Raw genomic sequence first — 24,396 nt, 5'->3', positions numbered from 1 at the left:
CCAGTTGGTCATCAATCCCAGAGCCTTTGGGGTCAGCTCAGGCTTCTGAAATCGCCGCCCGACGCTTCTGGCGCTGCGACTCCAGCCAGATCACCAGGACCAGCAAACCACCGCCGGCGATCAGCAAGCTGAGCAGCCAACCCAGGGTTTCGGCCAGTTGGGTAAAAAACAGGGTGTACAACTGGATGATCAAAAACGTTAAGCCATACCCCACCAACATGCCGAACCGCTGGCGCAGTCCCACCGTTAATACGCCGAGGCTAACCAGCGCCCAAAGCAAGTTGAACATCAGCAGCTCACCATCCTCGGCAAAATGCCACGGCCCGTCGATCAAGTCGTAGCTGCCAAACAGAGACAACAGCCACAAGGACATTTCGCCGACAAACAGGCCACAGGAAATCCACACCTTGGCAAACCCACTGTAGCGGGCAAGCAACCTAGCCTCACAGCGCATATGCAACGCCCCCGCAGCCACCAGCACCGTCGCAGCACCGAGAAACCGCAGCGGATAGTTCATGCCAAACCAGTAGGCGCCCCAGCCGGACACATATCCGCTACGACCACCAAACCAGACAAAAAATAACACACTGCACAACGTCAGCAGTAACACGTTGCCCAAGGCATAGCTGAGCACCAGCAGGACTAGGAGATCGATCAGCAGCAGCGCCGGCCAGTTGCCGGAGCCGTCCGAATAGATCATCCCCACAACAAAACTCACGCTGATCAGGGCAAAGCCGCCGAGCAGTTCGGCGGTGCTGCCCAGCATCCTCAAGCCTTTCCCGGGCAACCAGCGCCCGACGACGAACAGGCCCAAGGTCAGCACTGACAAGCTGATCGCCAATTTGGGCGGGGTGAACGTCAGGTGCTCACGCAGAAACAACAGCAGACTGGCCGCCAGGCTGATGGCACCGAACGTCAGAAACCAACGCCCGAGTGAGCGCCAGTCCCATCGGGTCAAGGGATACAGTTCACCGATACGGTTGTGGGCGACGGGATCGATCTGCCCCTCGCGTAGCCATTGATCAAGGGCATCGTGGATCTGTCGATTGCGGCGATCCGGGCTCATGGACGATCCTCCCTGGCACGTAGCGCCGCGCGCTCAAACAACCAGCCCAGCAAAACACCCACAACACCGGCCACCGCGAAAAAAGCCGCGACACTCAGGTGGTCCCAGGCGTATTCATAAAAGCGCGTATATAAGTCGATGCCCAGAAACACTACACCAAACCCGGTGAAGCTGGGGTGTTTGAAACGAGCACCGATTACCAACTGGCTGATGGCCCCAACGGTGAATAGCAGTATCGAGAGCCCCGATTGGGACGAGCTGTAATTATCAAGGCTGAGAAACCACAGCGAGCAGTTGAAGTAGAGCAGTCCGAAAATCACATACAAACGCCCGAAACCGCTGAAGTGGCGGAGCGGCTCTTCTTCCGCCTGCTGGTGCCAAAGCCCCAGAAGCGCTGCCAACCCGGCAATCACTGCCATGGCTCGCGGGTCCTGGATGTTGAACACATATGACCCGCCACCAGCATAACTCGCCCAGGAGCCAAGGCCGTGAAAGGCACACAGCAGCCCCAGAAACAATGGCCAGCGTAGGTGATAACGATAGGCCGTGGCCACACTCAGCAAGGCGGTGACCAGCAGTGCCAGAGGGATGCGATCAAACCGGCCCTCGTCGGAGCCAATTCCACTGAGTAACAGGCTGCCACCGATCAGCATCAGGCCGATGGTCAAAATGGCAACACCAGCCACCGGCATACGCCCGGCCGGCTCACGCGCCAGGCGTACCCCGACCCACCACAATGTCCCCCCGGTGATAAAAAACAGCACAACGCCGAGGGCGGCCGACTCGCTGAGGTAGCTCACACCACCCAGGATTGCCAAACCAATCAGTAACACTGCACCGATGCCCAGCCATTGCAACACCGTGGATAACAGTTGGTTGGGACGCTGATAAGGCGCGCTCAGCCGCTCCTGGGTTTGCTGGTCGATCAAACCTTGGTGTTGCCAGGCAGCAATGTCGTGAATCATTAGCTGCTGTGTGGTTTTTCTCATGAGGTTCAGGCACCGCGCTATTGTTTGGATGATGGGGAGTGTTGGGGCATAGGCTGCTTATTTACCCTGATCATCCAGGGCCGGGCCAGGAACTACTATGGCTAAATTCAGACCACTCAAACAAATCAGCAGTCCCCTGTGAATTGTGGAGTTTGCGTCGTAGTTTAAATTGAGGTCACATTTACTGTTGAGGTCACATTAATTGCAATTAGCCGGCTGGACGTGCACATATTCCATAGCCCTCCCAGATTAAATCGGCAACCCCGCTGCCAGCATTTTGTCGCGCAACTCAGCGGCTCGTGCTGGATCGAGCATGTTGCTGAACAACGCTTTGATTTCGGTGGGCCTGGCGTCAAATTGCTCTACTAGATCTTTAGTACGGTATCCATGGCGCGTCAGGGTTGGTTTGAGGTCATCCAGTTGACGCGACAGAACCGACTCAATCAGCTCCGCCGAGACAGGTTTCTCGCCTATCAGGTGACGGGCCTCCAGGGACAGGCTCAGATGTGCAGGTTTCCAGTAGCCAGTGAATGTATTCGCGCTGACTACCGGCGATGCCGTCGAGTGAGAATATGTCGGTGCGGTAACCGATTTCCTCCATCGTCGGACGACGCAGGTCATTGCGCAGTTGGGGATGGCCAGCCAGCACCACTGACAATCGCCCGTCACCGTCTTCGACCAATTCCATTAGCCGTTTAAGCCCCGTCAGGGTATGACCATTGAGGTCATGGGCTTCATCCACGAACAGGGCCACCGGGCGCTTGTTCTTCTTCACCAGTTCGCGTAGGTCTCGTTTGACGCGGTGTCGATACTTTCTTGCAAACTGTGCAAGCCGACGCCGGCGGCGTCCAGTTGCTCGACCAAACGGATCAGATCCTTCCGCGAGCGTCCAAGACGATCCAGGCGCCAAATCACCACGATGTCTCCTTTGCGCAGCGTGCCCAGCAAGGCAGTCAAACCTATTCGCTCGGCTTTGGCTCCACTGGTGGTATCTTCAAACAGGCGCTCGCAACCTGCTTTCTCCAACGCATCGCGTTGCAGATCGAGGAGTTGGTCGTCGGTTGAGACTCGGGCATATCCAATCAGCATGGTTTCGTCCAGATATTAGACGAAAACTCAGTGTAGCCGGATATTGAAAATTGGAAACTGCTACTGGACACCGATAATGCCGTTTTCAGAGCAGGCAACCCGATCACAACCAGTTGTCCAACAAACCTACGTTTAATGGACGGCTACGATCAAGGTTTCATTCGCAGCTAATGTGAGCAAGCCAAAATGGAATGCAAACCGACGCGGCTGAATGCAAGCTTGCTCGCAACTAATGTGAGCGAAAGGGCTCCGCCAATCGCAGTTAATCTGAGCCGGAAATTGCGCTGATTGCGAGTGCGCCAGTTTTCAAACGCAAGCCGTTACAGCTAAGCGTACAGGCCACCAGGTGGGGCGCTAACTGGAGTCGTACCTGGATCAGCTAAGATTTTGCTCGGTCAGGCGCTGGACCACCAGGCGTCGATAATGAGACGGTGTCATGCCCTTGAGCTGCTGAAAACGTCGATTGAAGTTGGAAATATTGTTGAACCCGGACTCGAAACACACATCAGTCACCGGTTTGTCGCCATCGGCCAGTAACTCGCAGGATTTGCTGATCCGCAGGCGATTGACGAACTCCACGAAGCAACGTCCCGTGGCTTGCTTGAACACCCGGGAAAAGTAGGTGGGTTTCATTCCCAGATGCTCGGCAACCTCCTCCAACGGCAGCTCCCTGGCGTAGTGGGCAAAGATGTAGTCCACGGCGCGGTTGGTACGATCAATATTGTTCTCGTCGGCCAATTGTGGGGTGGTGGCTCCGGAGAGCAGCTGGTAGTCGGTGCAGACGCTGAGCAGCTCCAGCAGAATCAGAAAGTGTCCCAAGCGCGTCACACCCTGGGAGTCGGCGATACGCTGCATCAAGTGCATAGCCTGGCGGATGGTGTCCTTGCAACGGAACTCAATGCCGTATTGGGCGCGTTCGAGCAATGGCGCCAAGGTTTTCAGTTCCGCAAAAATCCGATGCCCTTCTTCAAACAGCTCGTCGGTGAAGTTCACCAGCATGTCACGCTTGGGTACCACTTCGCCTTCGGCCACCTGGCTGATCCAGTTGTGGGGGAGGTTGGGGCCAGTCAGGAACAGGCTCTGCGGGTAGAAATTGCCGATATAGTCACCAATGAAGACCTTGCCAGAGCTGGCGACGATCAGGTGCAGTTCGTATTCCTTATGGAAATGCCAACGCACCAGCGGGCAGGGAAAGCCATGCTGGCGATAGATGATGGACAGGCCATTATGGTCGTCCATCAGTTCATATGAAGGATCGGTGACGCGGGTTGTTCGGGTCATTGGAGGTGCTTTTATTGTTCTCGCCGTCAGATAATGCCTCCTTCGCCTGCCGTCCGCCAGCCTTGCGCCGACGTTCGGATCGGCGTAACCCCGTGGCCATGGCTTTGCAGGCCCTTCATTGAGGAGCAAAACAGTGAAGACCGTTCTATTGATTGGTATCGGTTCCGGTCATCCGGAACAGATCACCGTGCAGGCCATCAAGGCCCTGAACCGGGCCTCGGTATTTTTCCTGCTGGATAAGGGGCAGGCCAAGGATGAACTGTTGCGTGTGCGTCAGGAAATCTGCCGGCTTTATATCGAACAGCCCGATTACCGCCTGGTGCAGGTCAGTGATCCGCTCCGTGAAAACGCCGACGGGTCCTACCGGACGGGTGTTGAACGTTGGCATGAACAGCGTGCCGAATTGTTTGCCCGGTTGATCGACGAAGAGTTGGCCGAGAATGAGTGCGGCGCCTTTCTGGTCTGGGGCGATCCGGGGTTGTATGACAGTACCTTGCGCATCCTTGATCGGGTCGTGGCCCTGGGCGGCTCGGCGTTCGAGGTCGAGGTGATTCCCGGGATCAGCAGCGTGCAGGCGCTGGCGGCACGCCATCGCATTGCGCTGAATCGCATCGGCGAACCGATCCGCATCACCACAGGGCGGCGTTTGGAGACGGCTGACCTGGACAATGTGGTGGTGATGCTCGATGCGCATTGCGCTTTTGCTCAGTTCGCCGACCAGGCGCTGGAAATCTACTGGGGAGCATACCTGGGGACCGAGGATGAACTGTTGGTGAGCGGCAAGCTTCATGAGGTGCAGGGATTGATTCGCGAACAGCGCGAGGCCGCCAGGCTGCGCAAGGGTTGGATCATGGATACCTACCTGCTGCGTCGCCCTGTGAATTCGGACGAGTAAGTACTCTGGCCTTGATTCGGCGATGTTTCCTGCGTTGCTACAAGACCGTTCTTACAGAGAAGACGGGCGGTGTCGTTTAGTGTCCGCGGGATCCGACAATAGCCTGTGAGACTGTTAGAACGCCATGAGCTCCATACCAGCTATCGATCGACTTCAGTGGCGGCCCTTGGTGTTTGCCCTGCTGCTGACCAGCTTACCTGCGTTCGGGCAGGTACGAGTCGACCTGGCCTACAGTGGCGGGGTATTCAGCATCGACCCGGCTACCCTGGAGATGACCTTGTGCCGGGATAATGGCGAAGTCTCGGTACTGAGTGCGGCGGCATTCCCCGAGACCGCCAGGGCAAGTGATCTGGAGGGCTGGCGCTGGCGTATTCGCAACGGTACCGATCAGTTCCAGGTTGAGGTCGGTATCGAGCAGGACGCCTTGCGTCTCTCGGTGCGAGCCAATAAACCGGCTCGTCTGGAATGGCCCAAACCCGCGGAAGCAACTGCCATCGAGGCCCATGCCATACCGTTCGGCGAGGGCAGTTATATTCCTGGCGATGATCGCCAATGGCTGGACTGGCTGGTAAGGCGTTATGAGCCAGATGCGCTGAACGGGCTGCTGTCGATGCCGTTCTGGACCGAACTGCGCGCGGATCACTCAGTGACTTGGCTGGTGCAAACCCCTTTCGATACACGCTTTAGCATCATCGAGCAGGATCAACGGCCGCTGCCGCGAATCAGTCACGAATTCAACCGGCTGGCCGAGGGCGCGGCGTATACCGTCAGTGTGATGATCGGCCCACGGGATCCATTGTACGGTGCACGCTTTTATCGCGAGTGGCTGCTCAAGCATGACCGTTTCGTTTCATTGAAACAGAAAATCGAACTTCAGCCCCAGGTCGCCAGGCTGGGCGGCGCCCCGCATATCTACTTGTGGGGCGCCGGCCCCTTGAAAGCCGTGGATATTGCCGATTGGCCGGCGTTCCTGAAATTTTTTGCCGCGCACCGGGCTGATCCCCGGCATCTGGCCTCACGGTTGTGGGAAGCGTTTGATTCAGCCGCACGGGAAAGTTTCGTGGCGGCCCTGTTGGAGGCGCAGGTTCGGCCAACAGGTGTTTCGATCTTCGGCCAGACCGAAGTGACCCGTGCCCTCAATACGGCGTTGCCACATGCCTTGCCGCTGGTGCCGGTCGAACCCTTGCCGGGCAAGCATGATCCGGCGGCCAACGTGGTCTGGGGGCATAAAGTTCGCGAGCAATTGGTCGAGGCCTTCGGTCCGTGGCTGGTGGCGCCTCGACGCTGGGGGGGCGGACTGTCGCTCGATACCGTAGCCGCCTTGCAGCAAGCCGGCCTGATCAAGGCCTGGTTGGGCGCCGATGATTGGCGTGACGCCATGTGGCACCCCGAAGCGGTGGAGGCGGCCAAGGCTTCGGGCTATCTGGTTGCCGTCTACGACAGCTATGGTAGTGCACACCCCTCGAACCTGCGAGCGACTTGGGCCACGGCGCAAATGGGCGATGAGCTGGCCGCAGCCGGCTATCGGGACAGCAAAGGTGACAAGGTGCGTGGTTTCAGTGGCCGGGGTGTCTATGTCAACGCTCGGTTGGTCGAACCTTACGCGCAACGAAGGATCTCGGCAGTGGCGAAAGCGGCACGTCTCAACAGCTATTTCCTCGATGTCGATGCAGCCGGCCCCGAACTCAAGGACTACACCCCAGGGCGGGAAACCAGTGAACGTGAGGATGCCCAAGCCCGTACTCGCCGCCTGTTGTTTCCAACCCATGCCCTGGACTTGGTCACGGGCAGCGAAGGTGGATTGGCGCACTACGCACCGCATATTGCCTACAGTCATGGCATCGCTACCCAGCCGTTTGCCTGGATGGACCCGGATATCGGCAAGCACAAGCAGTCGGCCTATTACCGGGGGGGCTACTGGCCGCCGGAAACTCCGGCCCTGTACTTCAAGCCGGTGCCCCTTAAACCTTCGATTGCGCGGTTTGTGACCTCCGTGCAGTTCCGGCTGCCGTTGTATCAACTGGTGCTCCACGACAGCCTGGTCAGCACGCACCATTGGGAATACAGCTCGTTGAAATTTTCCAGCGAACGTGAGCATACGGCGCTGTTGCAGTTGCTGTACATGGTGCCGCCGCTGTACCACCTCAATGATCAAGTACTGGCTCGCGACTTGCCGTTCATCAGCGCCTATGATCGGGTGTTCCGGCCATTGCACGAGCGCCTGTTCGTCGAGCGTATGAGCGATTTCCAGGTGTTGTCGGCCAATCGTCTACTGCAACGCTCGGTGTTTGCCGACGGTACCCTGATCACCGTGAATTTCAGCCTGAAAACTATGCAATCACCGGAAGGGCGGCGGCTGCCACCGCGCTCGGCATTGGTCCTGGTACCGGATCAGGAGCCGCAGTTGATCGAAATCAGTCAACTCTTCGCTTCGGCTTCATGACGAGCATGACCCGCCGATTATGCGGTTTTTCGCTTCGATCCACTGGGCCATGTATTGGGTGCTCTTGTGATGGTGATGACGTAGCATCGCCCCGGTGAAATTATCGCGTCGATGCCGTACCAACTGCTGCCGGCAGCGCTCTATGCGTGCGACCAGGGCCGGGCCGTGAAGCCGTCGGTCATAACGGGCCGCCAGCAAGGCCTTGCCGTTTGCCTGGGCCTGCAGCCATGACGATTGATCCTGATACAATTGGACCGCCGCCTGTGCCAAGGCCTCGGCACTGGTCCCGATGACGCCGGGCCAGGGCAGTTCGCCGTGCATGGCCTCGGCACCGATCGGCGTGGTGATATTCGGCGTGCCACAGAGCATCGCATCGGCGAGCTTGCCCTTGATACCGGCGCCAAAGCGCAACGGCGCCAGGCAGATGCGCGCCGCACTCATCACCCGCAGCGCGTCCTCGGCCCAGTTCATCACATAAAAACCCTGGGCGGGGTTGTGCAACGCGGTCGCCTTGGGTGGCGTGTAGGCACCGTAGATATGGAGCTGCGCCCCCGGCAATTGCTGGCGAATCAACGGCCAGAGGGTGGTTTTCATCCAGAGCACCGCGTCCCAGTTCGGCGCGTGGCGGAAATTGCCGATGCTGATAAAGTGTGCGCGGTCTTCGAAGGCAGTGAAGGTGGTGGGTTGCTCAACCATCAGTGGGCACCAGTGCAGCAAGGCCGGCGCTAGCTGGAACTGTTCGGTCAAGAGGCGAATCTCGAGATCGGAAATCATCAGGCTCAGGTCCGAACGGTAGATCGCGGCGATTTCCCTTTTGGCCAGGTCAGTGTCGCTCATCTGCCGGAACACCTCACTCAGCTCGGGAGCGAACAGCGCCGTGAAGTCATTCAGGTCCGGGTCAGCCTTCAGGCGTGCCTTGAGCTGCTGCTGGCGGGCATCGCGCAAGGCTTGCAGGTCCGAGGTCTCCAGCACGCGCACGGCGTCTGGGCAGTGTTGCTCGACCCGCCAGCCGAACTGTTCCTCCATCATGAAGCGGTCGAACAGCACCACATCCGGCTTCAAGTCGCTGATGAAACGGTCGAAGCTGTTGTTGTTGAGCTCGATGATCTGCTCGTCGATGCCCAGGCTGTGTAGATCGGCCTTGTGTTCTCCGGCACTGGCGGGGCTGGCAAAAGTAATCCGCCAGCCGGCTTCGAGGAAGCTTTCGAGAATCTGCATCATGTGCCCGCCGGCAGCCGAGGACCGGGGTTCGGGCCAGACATAACCGATAACCAGGACGTGGGTGGTGTCGGTGGCACTCATGGGCAGCGTTTCCTTGAAGCTGGCAGGGCAAGAGAAGGGGTGCAATTAAACCACAGCGGCCGCCGAGATTGACCTGTTCCCATGCACTGCGTAGCCTTGCAGGTTCGAGGTTCTTCGGCATCTGGCCGAAGCTAAGAAGGGAACGCGGTAAGCCGCGGCTGCCCCCGCAACTGTAGACGGCTCGATAACCCTGCAAAGCCACTGCCTCTGGCGGGAAGGCGCGGGAATCGGCGGATCGGAGTCACTCCGCACGCCCGACCGTAAGCCAGGAGACCTGCCTCGTGACAGATTCTCACAGGGACTCTACGAAACTCGCCTGGGCGGTAGCGTAGGATCCCGTAACCGGGCGGGGTGATCCGGTGGCGAAGCTTTCCGCGCCCGTTGCCGGCAGCGGCTTTCGTCCCGTATGCCCGCTACTTTTGCCAAAGGGCATCCGATGAAAACACTGGCCAAACTTCCCGTCACTATCGTTACCGGCTTTCTCGGCTCGGGCAAGACCACCTTGCTGCGCCATATGTTGGACAACGCCCAAGGCCGCCGTATCGCGGTGATCGTCAACGAGTTCGGCGAACTCGGTATCGACGGCGAGATCCTCAAACAGTGCACCATTGGCTGCACCGAGGAAGAAGCCAATGGCCGCGTCTATGAGCTGGCCAACGGTTGCCTGTGCTGCACCGTACAGGAAGAGTTCTTCCCGGTGATGCGTGAGTTGGTGGCCCGTCGCGGCGACCTCGACCATATCCTCATCGAAACTTCCGGCCTGGCACTGCCCAAGCCGCTGGTCCAGGCGTTTCAGTGGCCGGAAATCCGCGGTGCCTGCACCGTCGATGCGGTGATCACCGTGGTCGACAGCCCAGCCGTCGCCGCTGGCACCTTTGCCGCGTTCCCGGACCAAGTGGATGCCCAGCGCAAGCTCGACCCGAACCTGGACCATGAGTCGCCACTGCATGAGCTGTTCGCCGACCAACTGTCGAGCGCCGACCTGGTGATCCTCAACAAGGCCGACCTGATCAGCCCCGCAGATCTGGCCAGGGTCCGCCTGGAAGTGGCCGAAGAGCTGCCGCCAGCGGTGAAGGTCATCGAAGCCAGCAGCGGGCGTCTGCCGCTGGACGTGTTGCTGGGGCTGGGCGCCGGTTCCGAGGCACATATCGACGGTCGCCACAGTCACCATGACCATCACCACGACGGCGATGATCACGACGACCACGACCACGATGCCTTCGACTCGATCTCCATCGAGCTGCCGCAAGCCGACGAAAGCCTGTTGCTCGATGCCCTGACCCAGTTGGTGGTGCAACACGGCATCCTGCGGATCAAAGGCTTCGCCGCGATTCCCAACAAACCGATGCGCCTGCTGATCCAGGGCGTGGGCACTCGTTTCGACAAGCACTTCGACCGCGCCTGGGGTGCTGACGAGTCGCGGGTCACTCGTTTGGTGCTGATTGGTCAGGAACTGGACGCCGCGTTGCTCGAATCGACGCTTCGTAACGCATTGACGGCCTGATCCCATGCATCTGCTCAGGACCCAGCCCGGCGGTTTCGTCTCGGACGACAATATCGCCGACCTTGGACAAACGCCCGCCGAGCTGGTGATCCTGTGCAGCGGCGATTCCAGCCTGGCGTTGCTCGCCGAGGCGGCGCGGCAATTGTCGCCGGATTATCCCAGCCTGCGTCTGGCCAATCCGATGCAGGTACAAAATCATGCATCGGTCGACCTCTATGTCGACCAGGTGCTGCAACATGCCAAGGTCATTCTGTTGTCGCTGCACGGTGGTATCGGCTATTGGCGTTATGGTATCGAGCGCCTGGTGCAACTGGCCGAGCGCGGTGTGACGTTGATCCTGGTACCGGGCGATGACCGGCCCGACCCGGCGCTGAGCGACCTGAGCAACGTCCCGGCGGCACAGGGCGAGCGGCTCTGGCACTTCCTGCGCCAGGGCGGTCTGGGCAATGCCTTGCAGTTGTACCGTTGCCTGGCCAGTACCTGGCTGGGGCGCGACTATCCGTGGCAGGAGCCGCGGACATTGCCGCGCACGGCGATCTACCATCCGCGCCTGGGTGACGCGCAACTGGCTGACTGGCGGGCCGATTGGCAGGTCGACCTGCCGGTGGCGGCAGTGCTGTTCTATCGCTCGCACCTGCAGGCGGCCAATACCGCCTTTATCGATGTGTTCTGTCAGCGTTTGCGCAACGCTGGGCTGAATCCCCTGCCGATCGCCGTGGCCAGTCTCAAGGAGCCCGGTTGCCTGTCCGTGGTCGAGGACTGGCTGGACGAGGGCGCGGCGGCGGTGATTCTCAACACCACCGGGTTCGCCCAGTCGAGCCTCGAAGCGCCGCATCTGCGTCCGTTCCGTCGCGATATCCCAGTGATCCAGGCCATCTGCGCCCAGGACAACGAGCCTGGCTGGCTGGCCAGCGAGCAAGGGCTGGGACCACGGGACCTGGCGATGCATATCGCCTTGCCGGAGTTGGACGGTCGGATCATCAGTCGGCCCATCAGCTTCAAGGACCTGGCATGGCGCAGCGAGCGCAGCCAGAGTGATGTGGTGTGCTATCGAGCGCAGCCCGAGCGCATGGACTTTGTCGCCGAACTGGCGCGGCGCTGGGTCGAACTGGCGCGAGTGGCCAATGGCGACAAACGCATCGCCTTGATCCTGGCCAACTATCCGACCCGCGACGGGCGCATTGGCAATGGCGTCGGCCTCGACACGCCAGCAGCGGCCCTGAATATCCTGCGGGCTTTGCAGGCCGAGGGCTACCCGTTGAGCGATGAGTTGCCCGCCAACGGCACCGGGCTGATCCAGGCCTTGCTCGGCGGGGTCAGCAACGACTTCGACAGTCTCGACATGCGGCCCTGCCATCAGAGTCTGGCGCTGGCGGACTATCAGGCGCTGTTCGACCGTCTGCCCGAGGCCAATCGCCAAGCCGTGCTCGCTCGTTGGGGCAGCCCACAAAACGATCCAATGTTTCGCAGCGGACGGATGATGGTGGCCGGCCTGCGGTTCGGCCTGACCTTTGTCGGCATCCAGCCGGCCCGGGGTTATCAGGTCGATGCCAGTGCGGTCTACCACGACCCGGACCTGGTGCCCCCCCACGGTTACCTGGCGTTCTATTTCTGGTTGCGCCACGTCTACGGCGCCCACGGCGTGATCCATGTCGGCAAGCACGGCAACCTGGAGTGGTTGCCCGGCAAGGGGGTTGGCCTGTCGGAAAACTGTTGGCCGGATGCACTGCTGGGGCCGTTGCCGAATATCTATCCGTTCATTGTCAATGATCCGGGCGAGGGCGCCCAGGCCAAGCGCCGGACCCAGGCGGTGATCATCGACCACCTGATGCCGCCGCTGACTCGAGCAGAAACCTACGGCCCGCTACGTGACCTGGAACTGCTGGCCGACGAATACTACGACGCGCAGTTGCTCGATCCACGGCGCGCCAGGGAACTGCAGCGCGATATTCTGCAACGGGTTCGCGAGACTCGGATCGACCGCGAGCTGCAACTGGATGCCGGGCTCAACAGTGATGCCGATGCAGCGATCTGGCTGCCGCGCCTGGACACCTATCTCTGCGACTTGAAGGAGTCGCAGATTCGCGATGGGCTGCACATCTTCGGTGAGTCGCCGGACGGGCGCCAGCGTATCGACACCCTGCTGGCGTTACTGCGCATTCCCCGAGGCGACGGTCGTGGTGCCCAGTCCAGCCTGCTGCGAGCCTTGGCCAAGGCCTTCGAGCTGGGCTTCGACCCGCTTGATTGCGCTCTGGCCGAACCCTGGACCGGGAGCCGTCCACACGCCTTGCAGATGATCAGCGACGAGACCTGGCGCACCGCCGGCGACAGCCGCGAGCGCCTGGAACTGTATGCCGCGCAACTGATCGAGCAGTCCCTGGCCGGATCGGCGGTGGTGGCTGACGGTGATCTGTGGGCCGAGGTGCGCAGCATTATCGACGGTTTGTTGAGCCACGTCGCACCCTGTCTGGATGCCTGCGGTCCGGCCGAGATGCAAGGCTTGCTCACGGCCCTGGAGGGACGCTTCGTACCGGCAGGCCCCAGCGGCGCGCCGAGTCGCGGACGCCTCGACGTGCTGCCCACCGGGCGCAATTTCTTCTCCCTGGATGTGCGCAACCTGCCGACCACCACGGCCTGGCGTATCGGTTTTCAATCCGCCAACCTGATTCTCGAACGCCACCTACAGGACCACGGCGACCACCTGCGCCAGCTCGGCCTGTCGGTTTGGGGTACGGCCACCATGCGCACCGGCGGCGACGATATCGCCCAAGCCATGGCGTTGATGGGCGTGCGACCAGTCTGGGCCACGGGTAGCCAACGGGTCGATGACTTCGAGATCCTGCCGCTGAGCCTGCTGGACCGCCCGCGGGTGGACGTCACCTTGCGGGTTTCGGGATTCTTCCGCGATGCCTTCGGCAACTTGATCCGCTTGTTCGACGCGGCGGTACAAGCGGTGGCGGCGTTGGATGAGCCCGAGGACATGAATCCGCTGGCCGCCAAGGTGCGTCACGAACGCGAGCAACTGCAAGTCCAAGGACTGAGTGCGGAGCAGGCTGCACGCCAGGCCGGCTGGCGGATCTTCGGCGCGAAGCCTGGAGCCTATGGCGCTGGCGTACAGAATGCGATTGACGCACGTCTCTGGCAAAGCCGCGACGACCTTGCCGAGGTCTACCTGAACTGGGGCGGCTACGCCTATGGCGGCTCCGACGAAGGCACAGCCGCCAGGACGGTGTTTGCCCAGCGCCTGAGTCAGGTCCAGGCCGTGCTGCACAACCAGGACAACCGCGAGCACGACCTGCTCGACTCCAACGATTACTACCAATTCCAAGGTGGTATGTTGGCCGCCGTGGAAAGCCTGCGTGGCGACAGGGCGGCCAGCTACCATGGCGACCATAGCCAGCCAGACCTGCCGAAGGTGCGTACCCTCAAGGAAGAGCTGAATCGGGTGATCCGCTCCCGGGCGGCCAACCCGAAGTGGATTGACGGGGTCAAGCGCCATGGTTACAAGGGCGCCTTCGAACTGGCGGCAACGGTCGACAATCTATTCGCCTTCGATGCCACCACCCAACTGATCGACGATCACCAGTACGCCTTACTGGCCGATGCCTACGTACTTGATGCCGATACCCGCGAGTTTGTCCGCGAGCATAATCCCCATGCCCTGCGGGATATGACCGAACGCTTGTTGGAGGCCCAACAGCGCGGCCTGTGGCGTGAACCTGGGGAGTATCGCCAGGCCCTGGAAAACCTGCTGCTGGATATAGAGGAAGATTCCTGAGGTGTATGCACAATGAGTGACTCCCTGCATTTCCCGCTGTCGGCGGTGGTGGGTGCCGATGCGCTGAAGCTGGCGCTGTGCCTGACCGCCATCGACCCGAAGATCGGCGGTGTGCTGATCGAAGGGCCGCGTGGCATGGCCAAGTCGACCCTGGCCCGAGGGCTGGCGGATCTGCTTGCCAGTGGTCAGTTCGTCACCTTGCCCCTCGGTGCCACCGAGGAGCGCCTGGTCGGCACCCTCGACCTGGATGCCGCCCTGGGCGAAGGCCGTGCGCAATTTTCCCCCGGCGTACTGGCCAAGGCCGACGGCGGAGTGTTGTACGTCGACGAGGTGAACCTGCTGGCGGACCATCTGGTGGACCTGCTGCTCGATGTGGCGGCCAGCGGCACCAACCTGATCGAGCGCGACGGCATCTCCCACCGGCATGCGGCGCGTTTCGTGCTGATCGGTACCATGAACCCGGAGGAGGGCGAGTTGCGTCCGCAACTGCTCGACCGATTCGGCCTGAATGTGGCGTTGAGCGGCCAGCCACTACCGACCGAGCGTGGGCAGATCATTCGACGCCGATTGAATTTCGACAGCGATCCACAGGCGTTCTGTGAACAATGGGAACAGCCGCAACAGGCGCTGCGCCAGCGTTGTGAACAGGCGCGGGCGTTGTTGCCAGCCATTGCCCTGGATGATCAGACCCTGGCACAGATTACCGAGCGTTGTTTTGCCGCCGGGGTCGATGGCCTGCGGGCGGACCTGGTCTGGCTGCGGGCGGCGCGGGCCCATGCTGCCTGGCGTGGCGGACAGCAGATCACCGAAGAAGATATCGAGGCGGTCGCCGAGTTTGCCCTGCGCCATCGGCGACAGAAGAGTCCGCCGGCTGCACAGACATCGAGTGCTGCCGACAACGTACAACGGGAATCGAATTCGGCCCAGGGCCAGGGCCAATGGGGCGAGTTGCCTCCCCAGGGATTGCCGGTGGGGGCTCGTCGGGAAATCCCGCACTGGCCAAAAAAGCCTTAGGCATTCGCCCTCGACTGACGCCAGGGGCGAATGCCAAAGCCCAGGCGGGGCGAATTCCCAAGGGCCGGCGGGGTATAGGCCGAGCCGACGAAGGTAAGGCAATCGCTTGGTGCGAGACCCTGCTGGGCGGCCGGCCACGGCTGCGTCGCGACCTGCGTTTTCACCCCGGCGGCAGCGCGCCCCATGAATTGTGGCTGGTGATTGTCGATGCCTCGGCGTCCATCCGCCGGCACCAGGCCCTGAGTGACGCCAAGGGTCTCCTGGCCCAACTGTTCGACGACGCCTACCGCCAGCGCGCGCGCCTGGCGTTATTGACCGCCAGCGGTCATCGACCGCATTGGCAGATCCAGGGCCTTAAGGCCTCCAGCGGCTTGCGTGGCTGGCTGGAGGCGTTGGGGGCGGGTGGTGGCACGCCATTGCTGGCGGCCTTGCAGGAGGCGAGCGAGTGGTTGAGGGGGCGACAAAAACGCTTCGCCCTGGAGCAACACAGGGTGCTGCTGCTGACCGATGGACGCCTCAAAGCTTGGACAGCGCCGACGCCGTTTAACTGTCCCACGCTGTTGATCGACCTGGAAAAAACACCGATCCGCCTGGGCCGAGCGCGACAACTGGCAAGCGAGCTCAAGGCAGACTATTGGCATATCGAAGCCCTGGAGCTGCTATTGAGCCGTTGAAGCGCAACTTCAGGATGGCCCTCGGCTAAACACTGCCTTGTCGCTCGACGTGGAAGCTGTCTTGGACCCACCCAAGCTCAGGAAAAATTCAGCGCCGAGCGGAAAACACCTCACCGATGCTGCGGCGTTTGGCATGGGTTTCACAGAGGATGATCAACTGCTCCAGGTTCTCGGGGGTCACATCGATGAATTCCTCCATCTGCGTCAGGGCCTGTTCCAGGTCCAGGCGGGTGATGCTCTGCGGTTCACCTGGCGCATGGCTGGCGATAAAGGTACTTGGTGGCTCGATATGCACCTTGGGGTAACGTACTCGGGTCAAGTTGTTGTAGCCAATAGCTACCAGCAACAGGCACACCGCCGAGCACATCACCGGCCCCAGGACCTGCCAGCCCAACGCCTCGGTGTCCGGGTCGACGATTACCATCAGCAGGGCCAGGGCTCCACCCGGCGGATGCAGGCAACGCAGCAGGCACATCACCAGCAACGCCAGGCCAGCGGCCAGGCTGGCACTGACCAGATTACGGTCGAGAAAGTGCACCACCAGCAGCGCCACCAACGTGGCACACCCGTAACTGCCAAGGATCGACCAGGGTTGCGAGAGGGCACCCGAGGACACGGCGAACAGCAACACCGCCGAGGCACCCAGCGGACCGATCAGGTGCAGTGCCACCGGCAAGCCGAATAGCTGAGCACAGACCCAGACGCTGAATAGGGTGCCGAGGGAGACACCGATGGCGGCGCGGCTCCATTCGCTGGGACGGGTATTGAGGGGGGAGGGCAGCAGGCGGCGTGACCAGCGGGCAAACATGGTGAGAACGATCCACTTCAAGTTCGGCGGGAAAAAAGAAGGGCTTGTGCGCCTGGCGCAAAGCCCTTTCAAAGTTCCAACATTTGGGGGAGGAACGGGCACAGTGTGCTGGTCGATCGAACTCTTGACTAATGCATAATAATGCGGATTAAGTGCATTATTTTTGCAGTAAAGGAATGCCGCGCCCGGCGAGGAAACACAGGCAGCCGCCCAGCGCTGTCAGGCCGCTGAGGACATAGAACATGGTGGTGGCCGGTGTGTTGATCAACAGGTAGCCGCAGATCACCGGGCTCAGAGCGCCGCCCAGGGCCGCCAGGTTCTGCGCGCCGAGGTAACTACCGCGCAGGTTTTCCGGGGCGATGGTATCGATGAACAGATATTCCGCCGGGTAGATGATCATTTCGCCGAGGGTGAAGATGAACATCGCGATGCACCAGGATACCAGGTTGGTGGCGTAGCTGAAGCCGATCAGGCCGATGATGAAGAAGGTGGTGCCGACGCCGATCCAGTAGCGCAGTTGTTCGCGCTTGAGAAAACGGCCGATCTGGTACTGCAACAGGATCACGCTGATGGCGTTGCAAGCGAGGATCGCCGACATGGTGGTCAGGGCATCCTGGTTGCTGTGGGTGACCAACAGGAACTGTGACAGGTACAGGGTGTAGCGGCCATGGACGATGGTGTTGAGCAAGCTGCCGCAGGTGAACATGATCAGGGTCCGGTCGCCGCGCAAAGTCGACAGTGTACCGAGAAAGCTCGCTGGCTTGCCGATCAAGGCCTGGGCGTGGGGAGCGATGCCAAACATCAGGAACATGCTGAAAAAGGCGATCCCGGCGGCGATCAGGAACGGTGCCAGTGGTTGGACGCCAGCGATGACCACGCCGAGCATGGGACCGGTGGCGTAGCCGATATTGGTCAGGGTGTAGCGCAACGAGAACACTTTAGCGCGCTGCCCCATGGGCAGGTTTTCGCTGATGATCGCCTTGGAACCGATCAGGAACAGCGCCGAGGCGGTCTCGGTGATGATCAGGGTCAGGGTGGTCAGGTACAGATTCTGGGCAAAGGTCAATAGGGTGAAGCCGACGGCGCTGGAAAGCATGGCCAGGATCAGCAGCCGACGCTTTTCCAAGCGGTCGATCACATAGCCGCCGTAGAGCGACATCAGGGTCGCGATAAAGACTGCGATGCCCAGCAGCAGGCCGACATCCTGCTGGTTCAGGCCCAGCTTTCTGCTGAGGAACAGGGTCAACAGTGGACTGGTGATGGCACGGCTGACGACGATGGTCACGGAGCAGATCATCAACCGGCGAATAACAAGGGAATAGGTGGCCACGGTGATGCTTATGTCCTTATAGGTATTGATCGCAAACGGACGCACTCCGGCTCTTCCAGGCCTTGTGGGTGTTCGTTCATGGCTGGTAATTCCGATAGTGTTGCTCGTAGACCGCGCTCGGGTGATCATCGGTCATCGGCGCGGCGCTGCGGGCCCACCATTGGGCGACTTCTTCGGCGCGGGCGATCCACACATCCTCGTGCTGCTGGATCCCCTGGATCAATTCGCGCAGCACACCGATGCGGCCCGGCGTGGCGATGATTTCCGGGTGCAGGCGCAGTAGGTAGCACAGGCCGAAGCGGTGGAAACCGGCAAAGTCCATCTGCATATTGCCCAGAGTGTGCCGGTAGGAGGCGATCCGCGATTGCGCCGGCGGCACGGCAGGGCTGAGGTTGAAGGCGAAGTAGGGCTCGTCTTCTAACTCGTAGTGCAACGGCAGCTCGATCAGTGACGGGGCGCTCGGGTGGGCGAACGGCAGATCATCGCCGCGCCATGACGACGACCAGTGGATGCCCTGCTCCTGTAGGGCCTCGGTAAAACCCGGCAGCCAGTTGCCGGCTGGAATCCGAAAGCCTCGTGGCCGTTGCCCGGTCAATGCCGCCAAGGCCTCGCAACCGTGGACCAGTGCTGCCTTCTGCTCCGTAAGAGTGAGCAGGTCGTAGTTCTGGTGCCGATAACCGGCGCAGGCGATCTCATGGCCGCCCGCGAGGATCGCCTGGATATGTGCCGGGTTTTCCTCGGCAACGATGCCAGGAATGCACCAGCTACTGCGCACCTGCAACTCGTCGAACAGTCCGAGCAGGCGATTGACCCCACGCTGGCTGCCATAGCGCCAGACCGACAGTGTTTTGTCGCGCCCAGCCACTTGCGGGGCTTGGGTGAGGATGCCGTGGATGTCGTTGTAGTCCACGGTGATCACCACCGCGCTGCGATACGACGCCGGCCATGGGCTCTCGAAGGCAGGCTTTTGCACTATCGTGCGTTGGAACTCAGCCATGATGATGCTCCTTGAGCCACCAACGGGCGACCTCGCGGCAGGTGCCGAACCAGACGTCATCGCGCTGGCGCATATGCTCGAACAGCCGTTCGAGCAACAGCAGGCGCCCCGGTTTGCCGATGATTTTGGGATGGAACAGGGTGGTCAGGCACAGACCTTCGTTCGCCGCGCCGTCGAACTCGCGGCACCAGTTGTCCAGGGTCAGCTCGTAGCTGGCGGTGCGATCCAGCCCGGAGGGGAAGTCCGGCCCACGGGTATAGGCAATCGAGGCGTAGTCATCCATCTCCCAGCGCCCGGGAATTTCCACCAGCGGCTGGCGGTGGCCAGGCACATTCACCAAGTAAGGTCGGTCATCCCCGCGCATGCTGCTGGAATAAATCACGCCAGCTTCCACCAACATTGCCGGCGTCTCGGCATGCCAGTCACCGGAAGGTGTGCGAAAGCCCTCGGCGCGGATATTCAGGTGCTGCCAGAACACCTCGCGGCATTTCTTCATGACGTCCTTCTGCTGGTCCAGCGAAAGGGCGTAAAAGGATTCGTGTTTGTAGCCGTGGTAGGCCACCTCATGTCCGCGCTCGATGATTGCCTGGCATTGGCGCGGCCAGTTTTCCACGACCCAGGCTGGGACGAAGAAAGTGCTCGGCAGGCCAAACTCCTCCAGCAGGTCCAGTAGCCGCGGCAATGCCCGATACGGGCCGTAGCCACCAAAGCCGAAGTACTCGGGCTTATGCCAGATCGAATCGTCGAGCATGGCATCGCCGGTGGGCCCGTCGAGGTCGAAGGCCAGGGCCAGGCAGGCTTGATGCCCGCTTGGCCAGGTCGGTGTCGGGGACATGGGTGGTTATTCCTTCTCTACACCGACGGTTACTGGCCTTTGTTGATGGAGACGGTGTCGATCGCGCCCACCGCCAGTTCCCATTTCTTCAGGATGGCCTGGTAGCTGCCGTCGGCGATCATGTCTTGCAGGGCAGCCTGGATAGCGTCACGCAGTTGCTGGTTATCCTTGCTCACGCCAATTCCGGTGAACTGCACGGTCATCGGCGTACCGATGATCTTGAAGGTGTTCTTTTCCTGGGTGGCCAGGTACGGCAAGGTCTCGCTGCCTTGCACGGCGGCGTTGATGCGGCTCTGGCGCAGTTGCGCACGGGCGTCGGCGGAGCCTTCGGTGCCGATGACCTTGATCTGCTTGTCAGCCGGGCAGTGTGCGCTGCTCCAAGCGGCGATTTCCGCCGGAAAGGTGGTACGGCGACTGGTGCCGGCCGTCTTGCCGCAGATATCGGTCATCTGGTTGATGTCCTTGTTCTTCTCCAGGGTGTAGAACTGCGAACCGCTGGTGAAGTAATCGACAAAGTCAATGGCCTTCTGGCGTTCAGCGGTGTCGGTCATGCCCGAGAGCACGATGTCGACGCGCTTGGTGGTCAGGGCGTTGACCATCTGCTCAAAGGAAGTTTCCTGCCATTTCATCTTCACGCCCAGGCGTTCGGCCAGGGCGTTGCCCAGGTCATAGTCGACACCGGTGAGTTCGTTGGTGGCCGGGTCTTTGAAGTCCATCGGTGGATAGTTAGGCATGATGGCCGCGACGATTTCGCCCTTGGCCTTGATGCTGGCGGGCAATTCGGCGGCCCAGGTGAAGCTGGAAGCCATCAGGCCGGCGAGTACTGCTGGGATTATGGAGTTCTTCATGGTCGTTCTCTTATTATGAGTGTTGTGAGGTTCAGGTGAGCCTAGGTTCGAACGGCAGAAATGAAGCTTTGGGTACGGTGGTTCTGCGGGTTTATCAGGATTTCTTCGGGGCTTCCTTCCTCCACGATCTGCCCGCCGTCCATGAACACCATGCGGTTTGAGACTTCACGCGCGAAGCCCAGCTCATGGGTGACGACGATCATGGTCATGCCGGTGCGCGCCAGATCGCGCATCACCGACAGCACCTCACCGACCAGTTCCGGGTCGAGTGCCGAAGTGGGTTCATCGAACAACATCAGCTTGGGCCGCATCGCCAGGGCACGGGCGATGGCTACCCGTTGCTGCTGGCCGCCGGACAGCTCAATGGGATAGCTGTTGCGTTTGTCGGCCAGGCCGACCCGTGCCAACAGCTCCAGGGCTTCCTCGACGGACTCCTTGGGCGAGCGGCGCAGGACTTGGACAGGACCTTCGATGATGTTTTCCAGCACGGTCATGTGCGGGAACAGGTTAAAGCGCTGGAACACCATGCCGGTGGCCAGGCGCTGACGGGCGATCTGCGCTTCGTTGAGTTCGTGCAACTTGTTGCCGGCAATGCGATAGCCGACCAACTCGCCGTCAACCCAAAGGCCGCCCTTGTCGATTTTTTCCAGTTGGTTGACGCAACGCAGCAGAGTGCTTTTACCGGAACCGGACGGGCCGATGATGCACAGCACTTCGCCCTGTTCGACCTCGATGCCGACGTCCTTGAGGGCGTGGAACGAGTCGTAGTATTTGTTCAGGCCGACGGCCTTGACGATGCTTCTCATGTTCGAATTCTCCTGGGCGCTTACGAACGCTTGCCGGCGCCGCGAGCGAATCGGCGTTCCAGACGGCTTTGACCAAAGGACAGTACGGTAATGGCCAGTAAGTACCAGATACCGGCAACCATCAGCAGTTCCATCACGCGGGCGTTGGCGTAGTAGATGTTTTGCGCGTTGTAGAGCAGTTCCGAATACTGAATCACGCTCGCCAGGCTGGTCGCCTTGACCATGCTGATGAATTCGTTGCCCACCGGCGGAATGATGATGCGCATGGCCTGGGGCAGGATGATCCGACGCAGGGCCTGCAGGCGTGGCATGCCAATGGACTTGGCCGCTTCATACTGGCCGGTGTCCACGGACAGCAGGCCGGCACGCACCACTTCGGCTGTGTAGGCGCCCTGGTTGATGCTCAGGCCCAGGAGTGCCGCGACGAATGGGGTCATCAGGCTCACAGTGTCGAGCTGAAACAGGCCGGGAATCCCAACGGTGGGGAAGATCAGCGCCAGGTTGAACCACAGCAGCAACTGGAGGATCAGCGGCGTGCCGCGAAACAACCACGTGTAGGTAATTGCCACGTAGCGCAGGATCGGGTTGCTCGACATGCGCATGATCGCGGTGATTACGCCGAAGACAATGCCCAGGATCATCGCCAGGACAGCCATGATCAGGGTGTTCAGCAGGCCGGTGAGGATTGATTTGGCGGTGAAGAACTGGCCGATATAGCTCCATTCGATCTGGCCATTGGCAAAGGCGCGGAGCAGCCCCACCAAGGCGATGACGATCACCGTGGCAAAGAATATCCGCCCGTAGTAACGCCGGGGCACGTGCTCGTATTGGGTAATATCGAACTGGTTCTCGGCCTGCTTGCGCTCGGCGAGCAGGCGTTCTGCCTGGGTCAGGCTCATGGTCTTTCTCCTCAGGTGGTACCGCTTGGGCGCCGCCGTTATCGCTGTCATACAAAACCGTCCCTGTAGCAGACGGGCTTTCCCGCAAGCCCGTCTGCTACAGGATCGTCGGTGTTTTCGAGTTCTGGTTACAAACGAAAGCCGCGGTATTCGCGCACCCAGTGGGCTTGTTCCGCCAGGGCAGTTTTCAACCGGGCAATCTGCTCGCGAACCTGTTGCGGTGCGGTGCCGCCCCAACCGCTGCGCGCATTGATGGCGGCTTCGAGCGTCAGACTGTCGAGTACTTGTGGGGTCAGGCGGCTGTCGATCTCGGTCAGCAGGGCAGGGCTGGCATCTTCGAGTTCGATACCCTGGGCTTCGCAGGCTTTGACCAACGCCCCGGTGATTTCATGGGCTTCTTTGAACGGCACGCCCCGCACCGCCAGCCAGTCGGCAACCTCGGTGGCGAGGGTGAAACCCAGGGGCGCCTGGCGTCGCAGCTCCCCGACATTGACGGTCATGGTCGCGACCATCCCGGCCATGGCAGGCAACACCAATAGCAGGGTATCGACGCTGTCGAGTACGCCGTTCTTGTCCTCGCTCAGGTCGCGGTTATAGGACAGCGGCAGGGACTTTAGGGTCGACAGCAAGCCGGTCAGGTTACCAATCAGGCGCCCCGCCTTGCCCCGAGCCAGCTCGGCGATATCCGGGTTCTTTTTCTGCGGCATGATCGAACTGCCGGTGGCATAGGCATCGTCCAGCATGACCCAGCGGAACTGACGCGACGACCACAGGCAGAACTCCTCGGCCAGGCGCGAGATATTGATCCCTAGCATGCTGGCGACAAACAGGAATTCGGCGACGTGGTCACGGCTGGCGACGGCATCGATGGAGTTTTCGCAGACGCCGTTGTAACCCATTTCCCGCGCCGACTGCTGCGGCTGGCGAGCGATGGCCGAACCAGCCATCGCGGCTGCACCCAGGGGCGACAGTGCGGTGCGGGCATCCCAGTCCATCAGGCGCTGGACGTCGCGTAGCATGGATTGCGCATGGGCCAGCAAATGGTGGGCGAAAACGATCGGCTGGGCCTGCTGCAGGTGGGTGAAGCCGGGGCAGATGCTTTCTACATGCTGCTCGGCCTGTTCGACCAAAGCCTGTTGCAGCACCAGGACTTCCACCGCGAGAGTTCGCACATGATCGCGCAGAAACAGCCGCAGATCGTTGGCGGTCTGGTCGTTGCGCGAGCGACCGGCACGCAGCTTGCCGCCCAGGGCACCGAGGCGTTCGGTCAGCAATCGTTCGATAAAGGTATGCACGTCCTCATCGTCGAGGGTCGGCGCGATGCGTCCGGCGCGGAAATCCTCGCCGATAACATCGAGCGCTTCGACCATCCTCCGGGTTTCCTGCTCGTCGAGCAGGCCGGCGCGCTGCAATTCATGGGCGTGGGCCTTTCCGCCCGCGAGATCGTAGGGTGTCAAGCGGAAGTAGCGGTCCGGGCAACGCGACAAGGCAGCCAGAGCAGCGGACGGGCCGCTTTTGAAACGAGCGCCCCAAAGGCGATCGGTGGCTTGGTTCATTGTTGTTTTCCTCAAGCAGATTGAATGTTCAAGGCGGGACCGCGGTAAGCGTTCAGGCGGGGCGAGCCGGCCGAAGCAGGACGGGTCATGCCGTTTTCAGAAAGGCAGTTGTAAGTGATGAGGACTGACCGAAGTGTCGGTTTTTAAATGCGTAGAATCAACGAATTGTCGCGGATTGGCAGAAGTTGATTGTGGTTGCCAAGCCCTGTTTTCTGTGTTCATTATTATTGACCGGCTGCGTTCTTGTTGTGGGAAAAATTCTGGTGATTAGGCGGTTTGAGG

The 24,396-nt window shown here is 60.8% G+C and carries 19 protein-coding genes, 1 pseudogene and 1 riboswitch; of the genes and pseudogenes, 6 read left to right on the top strand and 14 right to left on the bottom strand.

Annotated elements, in window-relative coordinates:
• Window positions 1-37: 37 nt before the first annotated feature.
• The 5 genes and pseudogenes from AWM79_RS06610 to AWM79_RS06590 all read right to left on the bottom strand — a co-directional run bounded on the left by AWM79_RS06610 (window position 38) and on the right by AWM79_RS06590 (window position 4,425).
• On the bottom strand, window positions 38-1,066 hold the full coding sequence (locus AWM79_RS06610; protein ID WP_017133765.1) for a membrane protein: 1,029 nt from the start codon (window positions 1,064-1,066) through the stop codon (window positions 38-40).
• Window positions 1,063-2,055: a hypothetical protein gene (locus AWM79_RS06605; protein WP_060782450.1), complete on the bottom strand. Its 993-nt coding sequence runs from the start codon at window positions 2,053-2,055 to the stop codon at window positions 1,063-1,065. Before AWM79_RS06605 ends, AWM79_RS06610 begins: the two co-directional genes overlap by 4 nt.
• Window positions 2,056-2,494: 439 nt before the next feature.
• Complete coding sequence (locus AWM79_RS25970; RefSeq protein WP_428829781.1) at window positions 2,495-2,965, bottom strand: AAA family ATPase; 471 nt, start codon at window positions 2,963-2,965, stop codon at window positions 2,495-2,497.
• A pseudogene (locus tag AWM79_RS06595) lies at window positions 2,851-3,144 on the bottom strand (recombinase family protein); the annotation flags it as partial. The gene AWM79_RS25970 and the pseudogene AWM79_RS06595, both read right to left, overlap by 115 nt.
• Window positions 3,145-3,519: 375 nt before the next feature.
• Complete coding sequence (locus AWM79_RS06590) at window positions 3,520-4,425, bottom strand: AraC family transcriptional regulator (protein ID WP_017133769.1); 906 nt, start codon at window positions 4,423-4,425, stop codon at window positions 3,520-3,522.
• 133 nt (window positions 4,426-4,558) lie between these two features.
• Here AWM79_RS06590 and cobF point away from each other — a divergent pair, with 133 nt between their 5' ends.
• Both cobF and AWM79_RS06580 read left to right on the top strand, forming a co-directional pair.
• Complete coding sequence (gene cobF, locus AWM79_RS06585; protein ID WP_060782449.1) at window positions 4,559-5,320, top strand: precorrin-6A synthase (deacetylating); 762 nt, start codon at window positions 4,559-4,561, stop codon at window positions 5,318-5,320.
• Between the two features lie 124 nt (window positions 5,321-5,444).
• Entirely contained in the window at window positions 5,445-7,763 is a 2,319-nt protein-coding gene (locus AWM79_RS06580) for a glycoside hydrolase (RefSeq protein ID WP_060782448.1), read from the top strand.
• On the opposite strand, the gene AWM79_RS06575 is transcribed toward AWM79_RS06580, so the two are convergent.
• A complete protein-coding gene (locus AWM79_RS06575; protein ID WP_017133772.1) occupies window positions 7,758-9,065 on the bottom strand; it encodes a glycosyltransferase in 1,308 nt (435 codons plus the stop codon). The two genes, AWM79_RS06580 and AWM79_RS06575, sit on opposite strands and share 6 nt — an antisense overlap.
• A 90-nt stretch (window positions 9,066-9,155) precedes the next feature.
• Window positions 9,156-9,361, top strand: a riboswitch (cobalamin riboswitch).
• Window positions 9,362-9,501: 140 nt separating this feature from the next.
• Between AWM79_RS06575 and cobW the strand changes: the two genes are divergently transcribed.
• Genes cobW through AWM79_RS25260 form a run of 4 tightly spaced genes read left to right on the top strand, consistent with a single transcriptional unit; the run spans window position 9,502 to window position 16,035 of the window.
• Window positions 9,502-10,569: a cobalamin biosynthesis protein CobW gene (gene cobW / locus AWM79_RS06570; RefSeq protein WP_017133773.1), complete on the top strand. Its 1,068-nt coding sequence runs from the start codon at window positions 9,502-9,504 to the stop codon at window positions 10,567-10,569.
• A gap of 4 nt (window positions 10,570-10,573) precedes the next feature.
• Window positions 10,574-14,347: a cobaltochelatase subunit CobN gene (cobN, locus tag AWM79_RS06565; RefSeq protein WP_060782447.1), complete on the top strand. Its 3,774-nt coding sequence runs from the start codon at window positions 10,574-10,576 to the stop codon at window positions 14,345-14,347.
• A 12-nt stretch (window positions 14,348-14,359) separates the two neighbouring features.
• Window positions 14,360-15,361, top strand: coding sequence for a magnesium chelatase ATPase subunit I (locus AWM79_RS06560; RefSeq protein WP_017133775.1), 1,002 nt, complete (start codon window positions 14,360-14,362; stop codon window positions 15,359-15,361).
• Window positions 15,286-16,035, top strand: coding sequence for a vWA domain-containing protein (locus AWM79_RS25260; RefSeq protein ID WP_167375421.1), 750 nt, complete (start codon window positions 15,286-15,288; stop codon window positions 16,033-16,035). Before AWM79_RS06560 ends, AWM79_RS25260 begins: the two co-directional genes overlap by 76 nt.
• Window positions 16,036-16,123: 88 nt before the next feature.
• Here AWM79_RS25260 and AWM79_RS06550 read toward each other — a convergent pair whose 3' ends face one another.
• From AWM79_RS06550 to argH, 8 genes are all read right to left on the bottom strand, one after another.
• On the bottom strand, window positions 16,124-16,843 hold the full coding sequence (locus AWM79_RS06550; protein WP_060782446.1) for an HPP family protein: 720 nt from the start codon (window positions 16,841-16,843) through the stop codon (window positions 16,124-16,126).
• A 157-nt stretch (window positions 16,844-17,000) separates the two neighbouring features.
• Window positions 17,001-18,173 (bottom strand): MFS transporter, encoded by a 1,173-nt coding sequence (locus AWM79_RS06545; RefSeq protein ID WP_060783948.1) that lies wholly within the window; start codon window positions 18,171-18,173, stop codon window positions 17,001-17,003.
• A 76-nt stretch (window positions 18,174-18,249) separates the two neighbouring features.
• On the bottom strand, window positions 18,250-19,170 hold the full coding sequence (locus AWM79_RS06540; RefSeq protein WP_060782445.1) for a polysaccharide deacetylase family protein: 921 nt from the start codon (window positions 19,168-19,170) through the stop codon (window positions 18,250-18,252).
• Entirely contained in the window at window positions 19,163-20,005 is an 843-nt protein-coding gene (locus AWM79_RS06535) for a polysaccharide deacetylase family protein (RefSeq protein ID WP_060782444.1), read from the bottom strand. Before AWM79_RS06535 ends, AWM79_RS06540 begins: the two co-directional genes overlap by 8 nt.
• Window positions 20,006-20,034: 29 nt before the next feature.
• Window positions 20,035-20,853 (bottom strand): ABC transporter substrate-binding protein, encoded by an 819-nt coding sequence (locus AWM79_RS06530; protein ID WP_060782443.1) that lies wholly within the window; start codon window positions 20,851-20,853, stop codon window positions 20,035-20,037.
• A gap of 41 nt (window positions 20,854-20,894) precedes the next feature.
• A complete protein-coding gene (locus AWM79_RS06525; RefSeq protein WP_017133782.1) occupies window positions 20,895-21,659 on the bottom strand; it encodes an amino acid ABC transporter ATP-binding protein in 765 nt (254 codons plus the stop codon).
• A gap of 20 nt (window positions 21,660-21,679) precedes the next feature.
• Window positions 21,680-22,558 (bottom strand): amino acid ABC transporter permease, encoded by an 879-nt coding sequence (locus AWM79_RS06520; RefSeq protein ID WP_017133783.1) that lies wholly within the window; start codon window positions 22,556-22,558, stop codon window positions 21,680-21,682.
• A gap of 128 nt (window positions 22,559-22,686) precedes the next feature.
• Entirely contained in the window at window positions 22,687-24,114 is a 1,428-nt protein-coding gene (gene argH, locus AWM79_RS06515) for an argininosuccinate lyase (protein WP_060782442.1), read from the bottom strand.
• Window positions 24,115-24,396 lie beyond the last annotated feature (282 nt).

Source organism: Pseudomonas agarici, assembly GCF_001543125.1.
In the GTDB taxonomy this organism is placed as follows: domain Bacteria; phylum Pseudomonadota; class Gammaproteobacteria; order Pseudomonadales; family Pseudomonadaceae; genus Aquipseudomonas; species Aquipseudomonas agarici.
Note: the sequence above shows the minus strand (reverse complement) of the source record. Positions and strands in the feature narration are given on the sequence as shown.

Excerpts from the sequence above, each read along its gene's own strand:
- AWM79_RS06610 (WP_017133765.1), bottom strand. The coding sequence starts at position 1,066 with ATGAGCCCGGATCGCCGCAATCGACAGATCCACGATGCCCTTGATCAA.
- AWM79_RS06605 (WP_060782450.1), bottom strand. The coding sequence starts at position 2,055 with ATGAGAAAAACCACACAGCAGCTAATGATTCACGACATTGCTGCCTGG.
- AWM79_RS06590 (WP_017133769.1), bottom strand. The coding sequence starts at position 4,425 with ATGACCCGAACAACCCGCGTCACCGATCCTTCATATGAACTGATGGAC.
- AWM79_RS06580 (WP_060782448.1), top strand. The coding sequence starts at position 5,445 with ATGAGCTCCATACCAGCTATCGATCGACTTCAGTGGCGGCCCTTGGTG.
- AWM79_RS06575 (WP_017133772.1), bottom strand. The coding sequence starts at position 9,065 with ATGAGTGCCACCGACACCACCCACGTCCTGGTTATCGGTTATGTCTGG.
- cobW (WP_017133773.1), top strand. The coding sequence starts at position 9,502 with ATGAAAACACTGGCCAAACTTCCCGTCACTATCGTTACCGGCTTTCTC.
- cobN (WP_060782447.1), top strand. The coding sequence starts at position 10,574 with ATGCATCTGCTCAGGACCCAGCCCGGCGGTTTCGTCTCGGACGACAAT.
- AWM79_RS06560 (WP_017133775.1), top strand. The coding sequence starts at position 14,360 with ATGAGTGACTCCCTGCATTTCCCGCTGTCGGCGGTGGTGGGTGCCGAT.
- AWM79_RS25260 (WP_167375421.1), top strand. The coding sequence starts at position 15,286 with ATGGGGCGAGTTGCCTCCCCAGGGATTGCCGGTGGGGGCTCGTCGGGA.
- AWM79_RS06550 (WP_060782446.1), bottom strand. The coding sequence starts at position 16,843 with ATGTTTGCCCGCTGGTCACGCCGCCTGCTGCCCTCCCCCCTCAATACC.
- AWM79_RS06540 (WP_060782445.1), bottom strand. The coding sequence starts at position 19,170 with ATGGCTGAGTTCCAACGCACGATAGTGCAAAAGCCTGCCTTCGAGAGC.
- AWM79_RS06535 (WP_060782444.1), bottom strand. The coding sequence starts at position 20,005 with ATGTCCCCGACACCGACCTGGCCAAGCGGGCATCAAGCCTGCCTGGCC.
- AWM79_RS06530 (WP_060782443.1), bottom strand. The coding sequence starts at position 20,853 with ATGAAGAACTCCATAATCCCAGCAGTACTCGCCGGCCTGATGGCTTCC.
- AWM79_RS06525 (WP_017133782.1), bottom strand. The coding sequence starts at position 21,659 with ATGAGAAGCATCGTCAAGGCCGTCGGCCTGAACAAATACTACGACTCG.
- AWM79_RS06520 (WP_017133783.1), bottom strand. The coding sequence starts at position 22,558 with ATGAGCCTGACCCAGGCAGAACGCCTGCTCGCCGAGCGCAAGCAGGCC.
- argH (WP_060782442.1), bottom strand. The coding sequence starts at position 24,114 with ATGAACCAAGCCACCGATCGCCTTTGGGGCGCTCGTTTCAAAAGCGGC.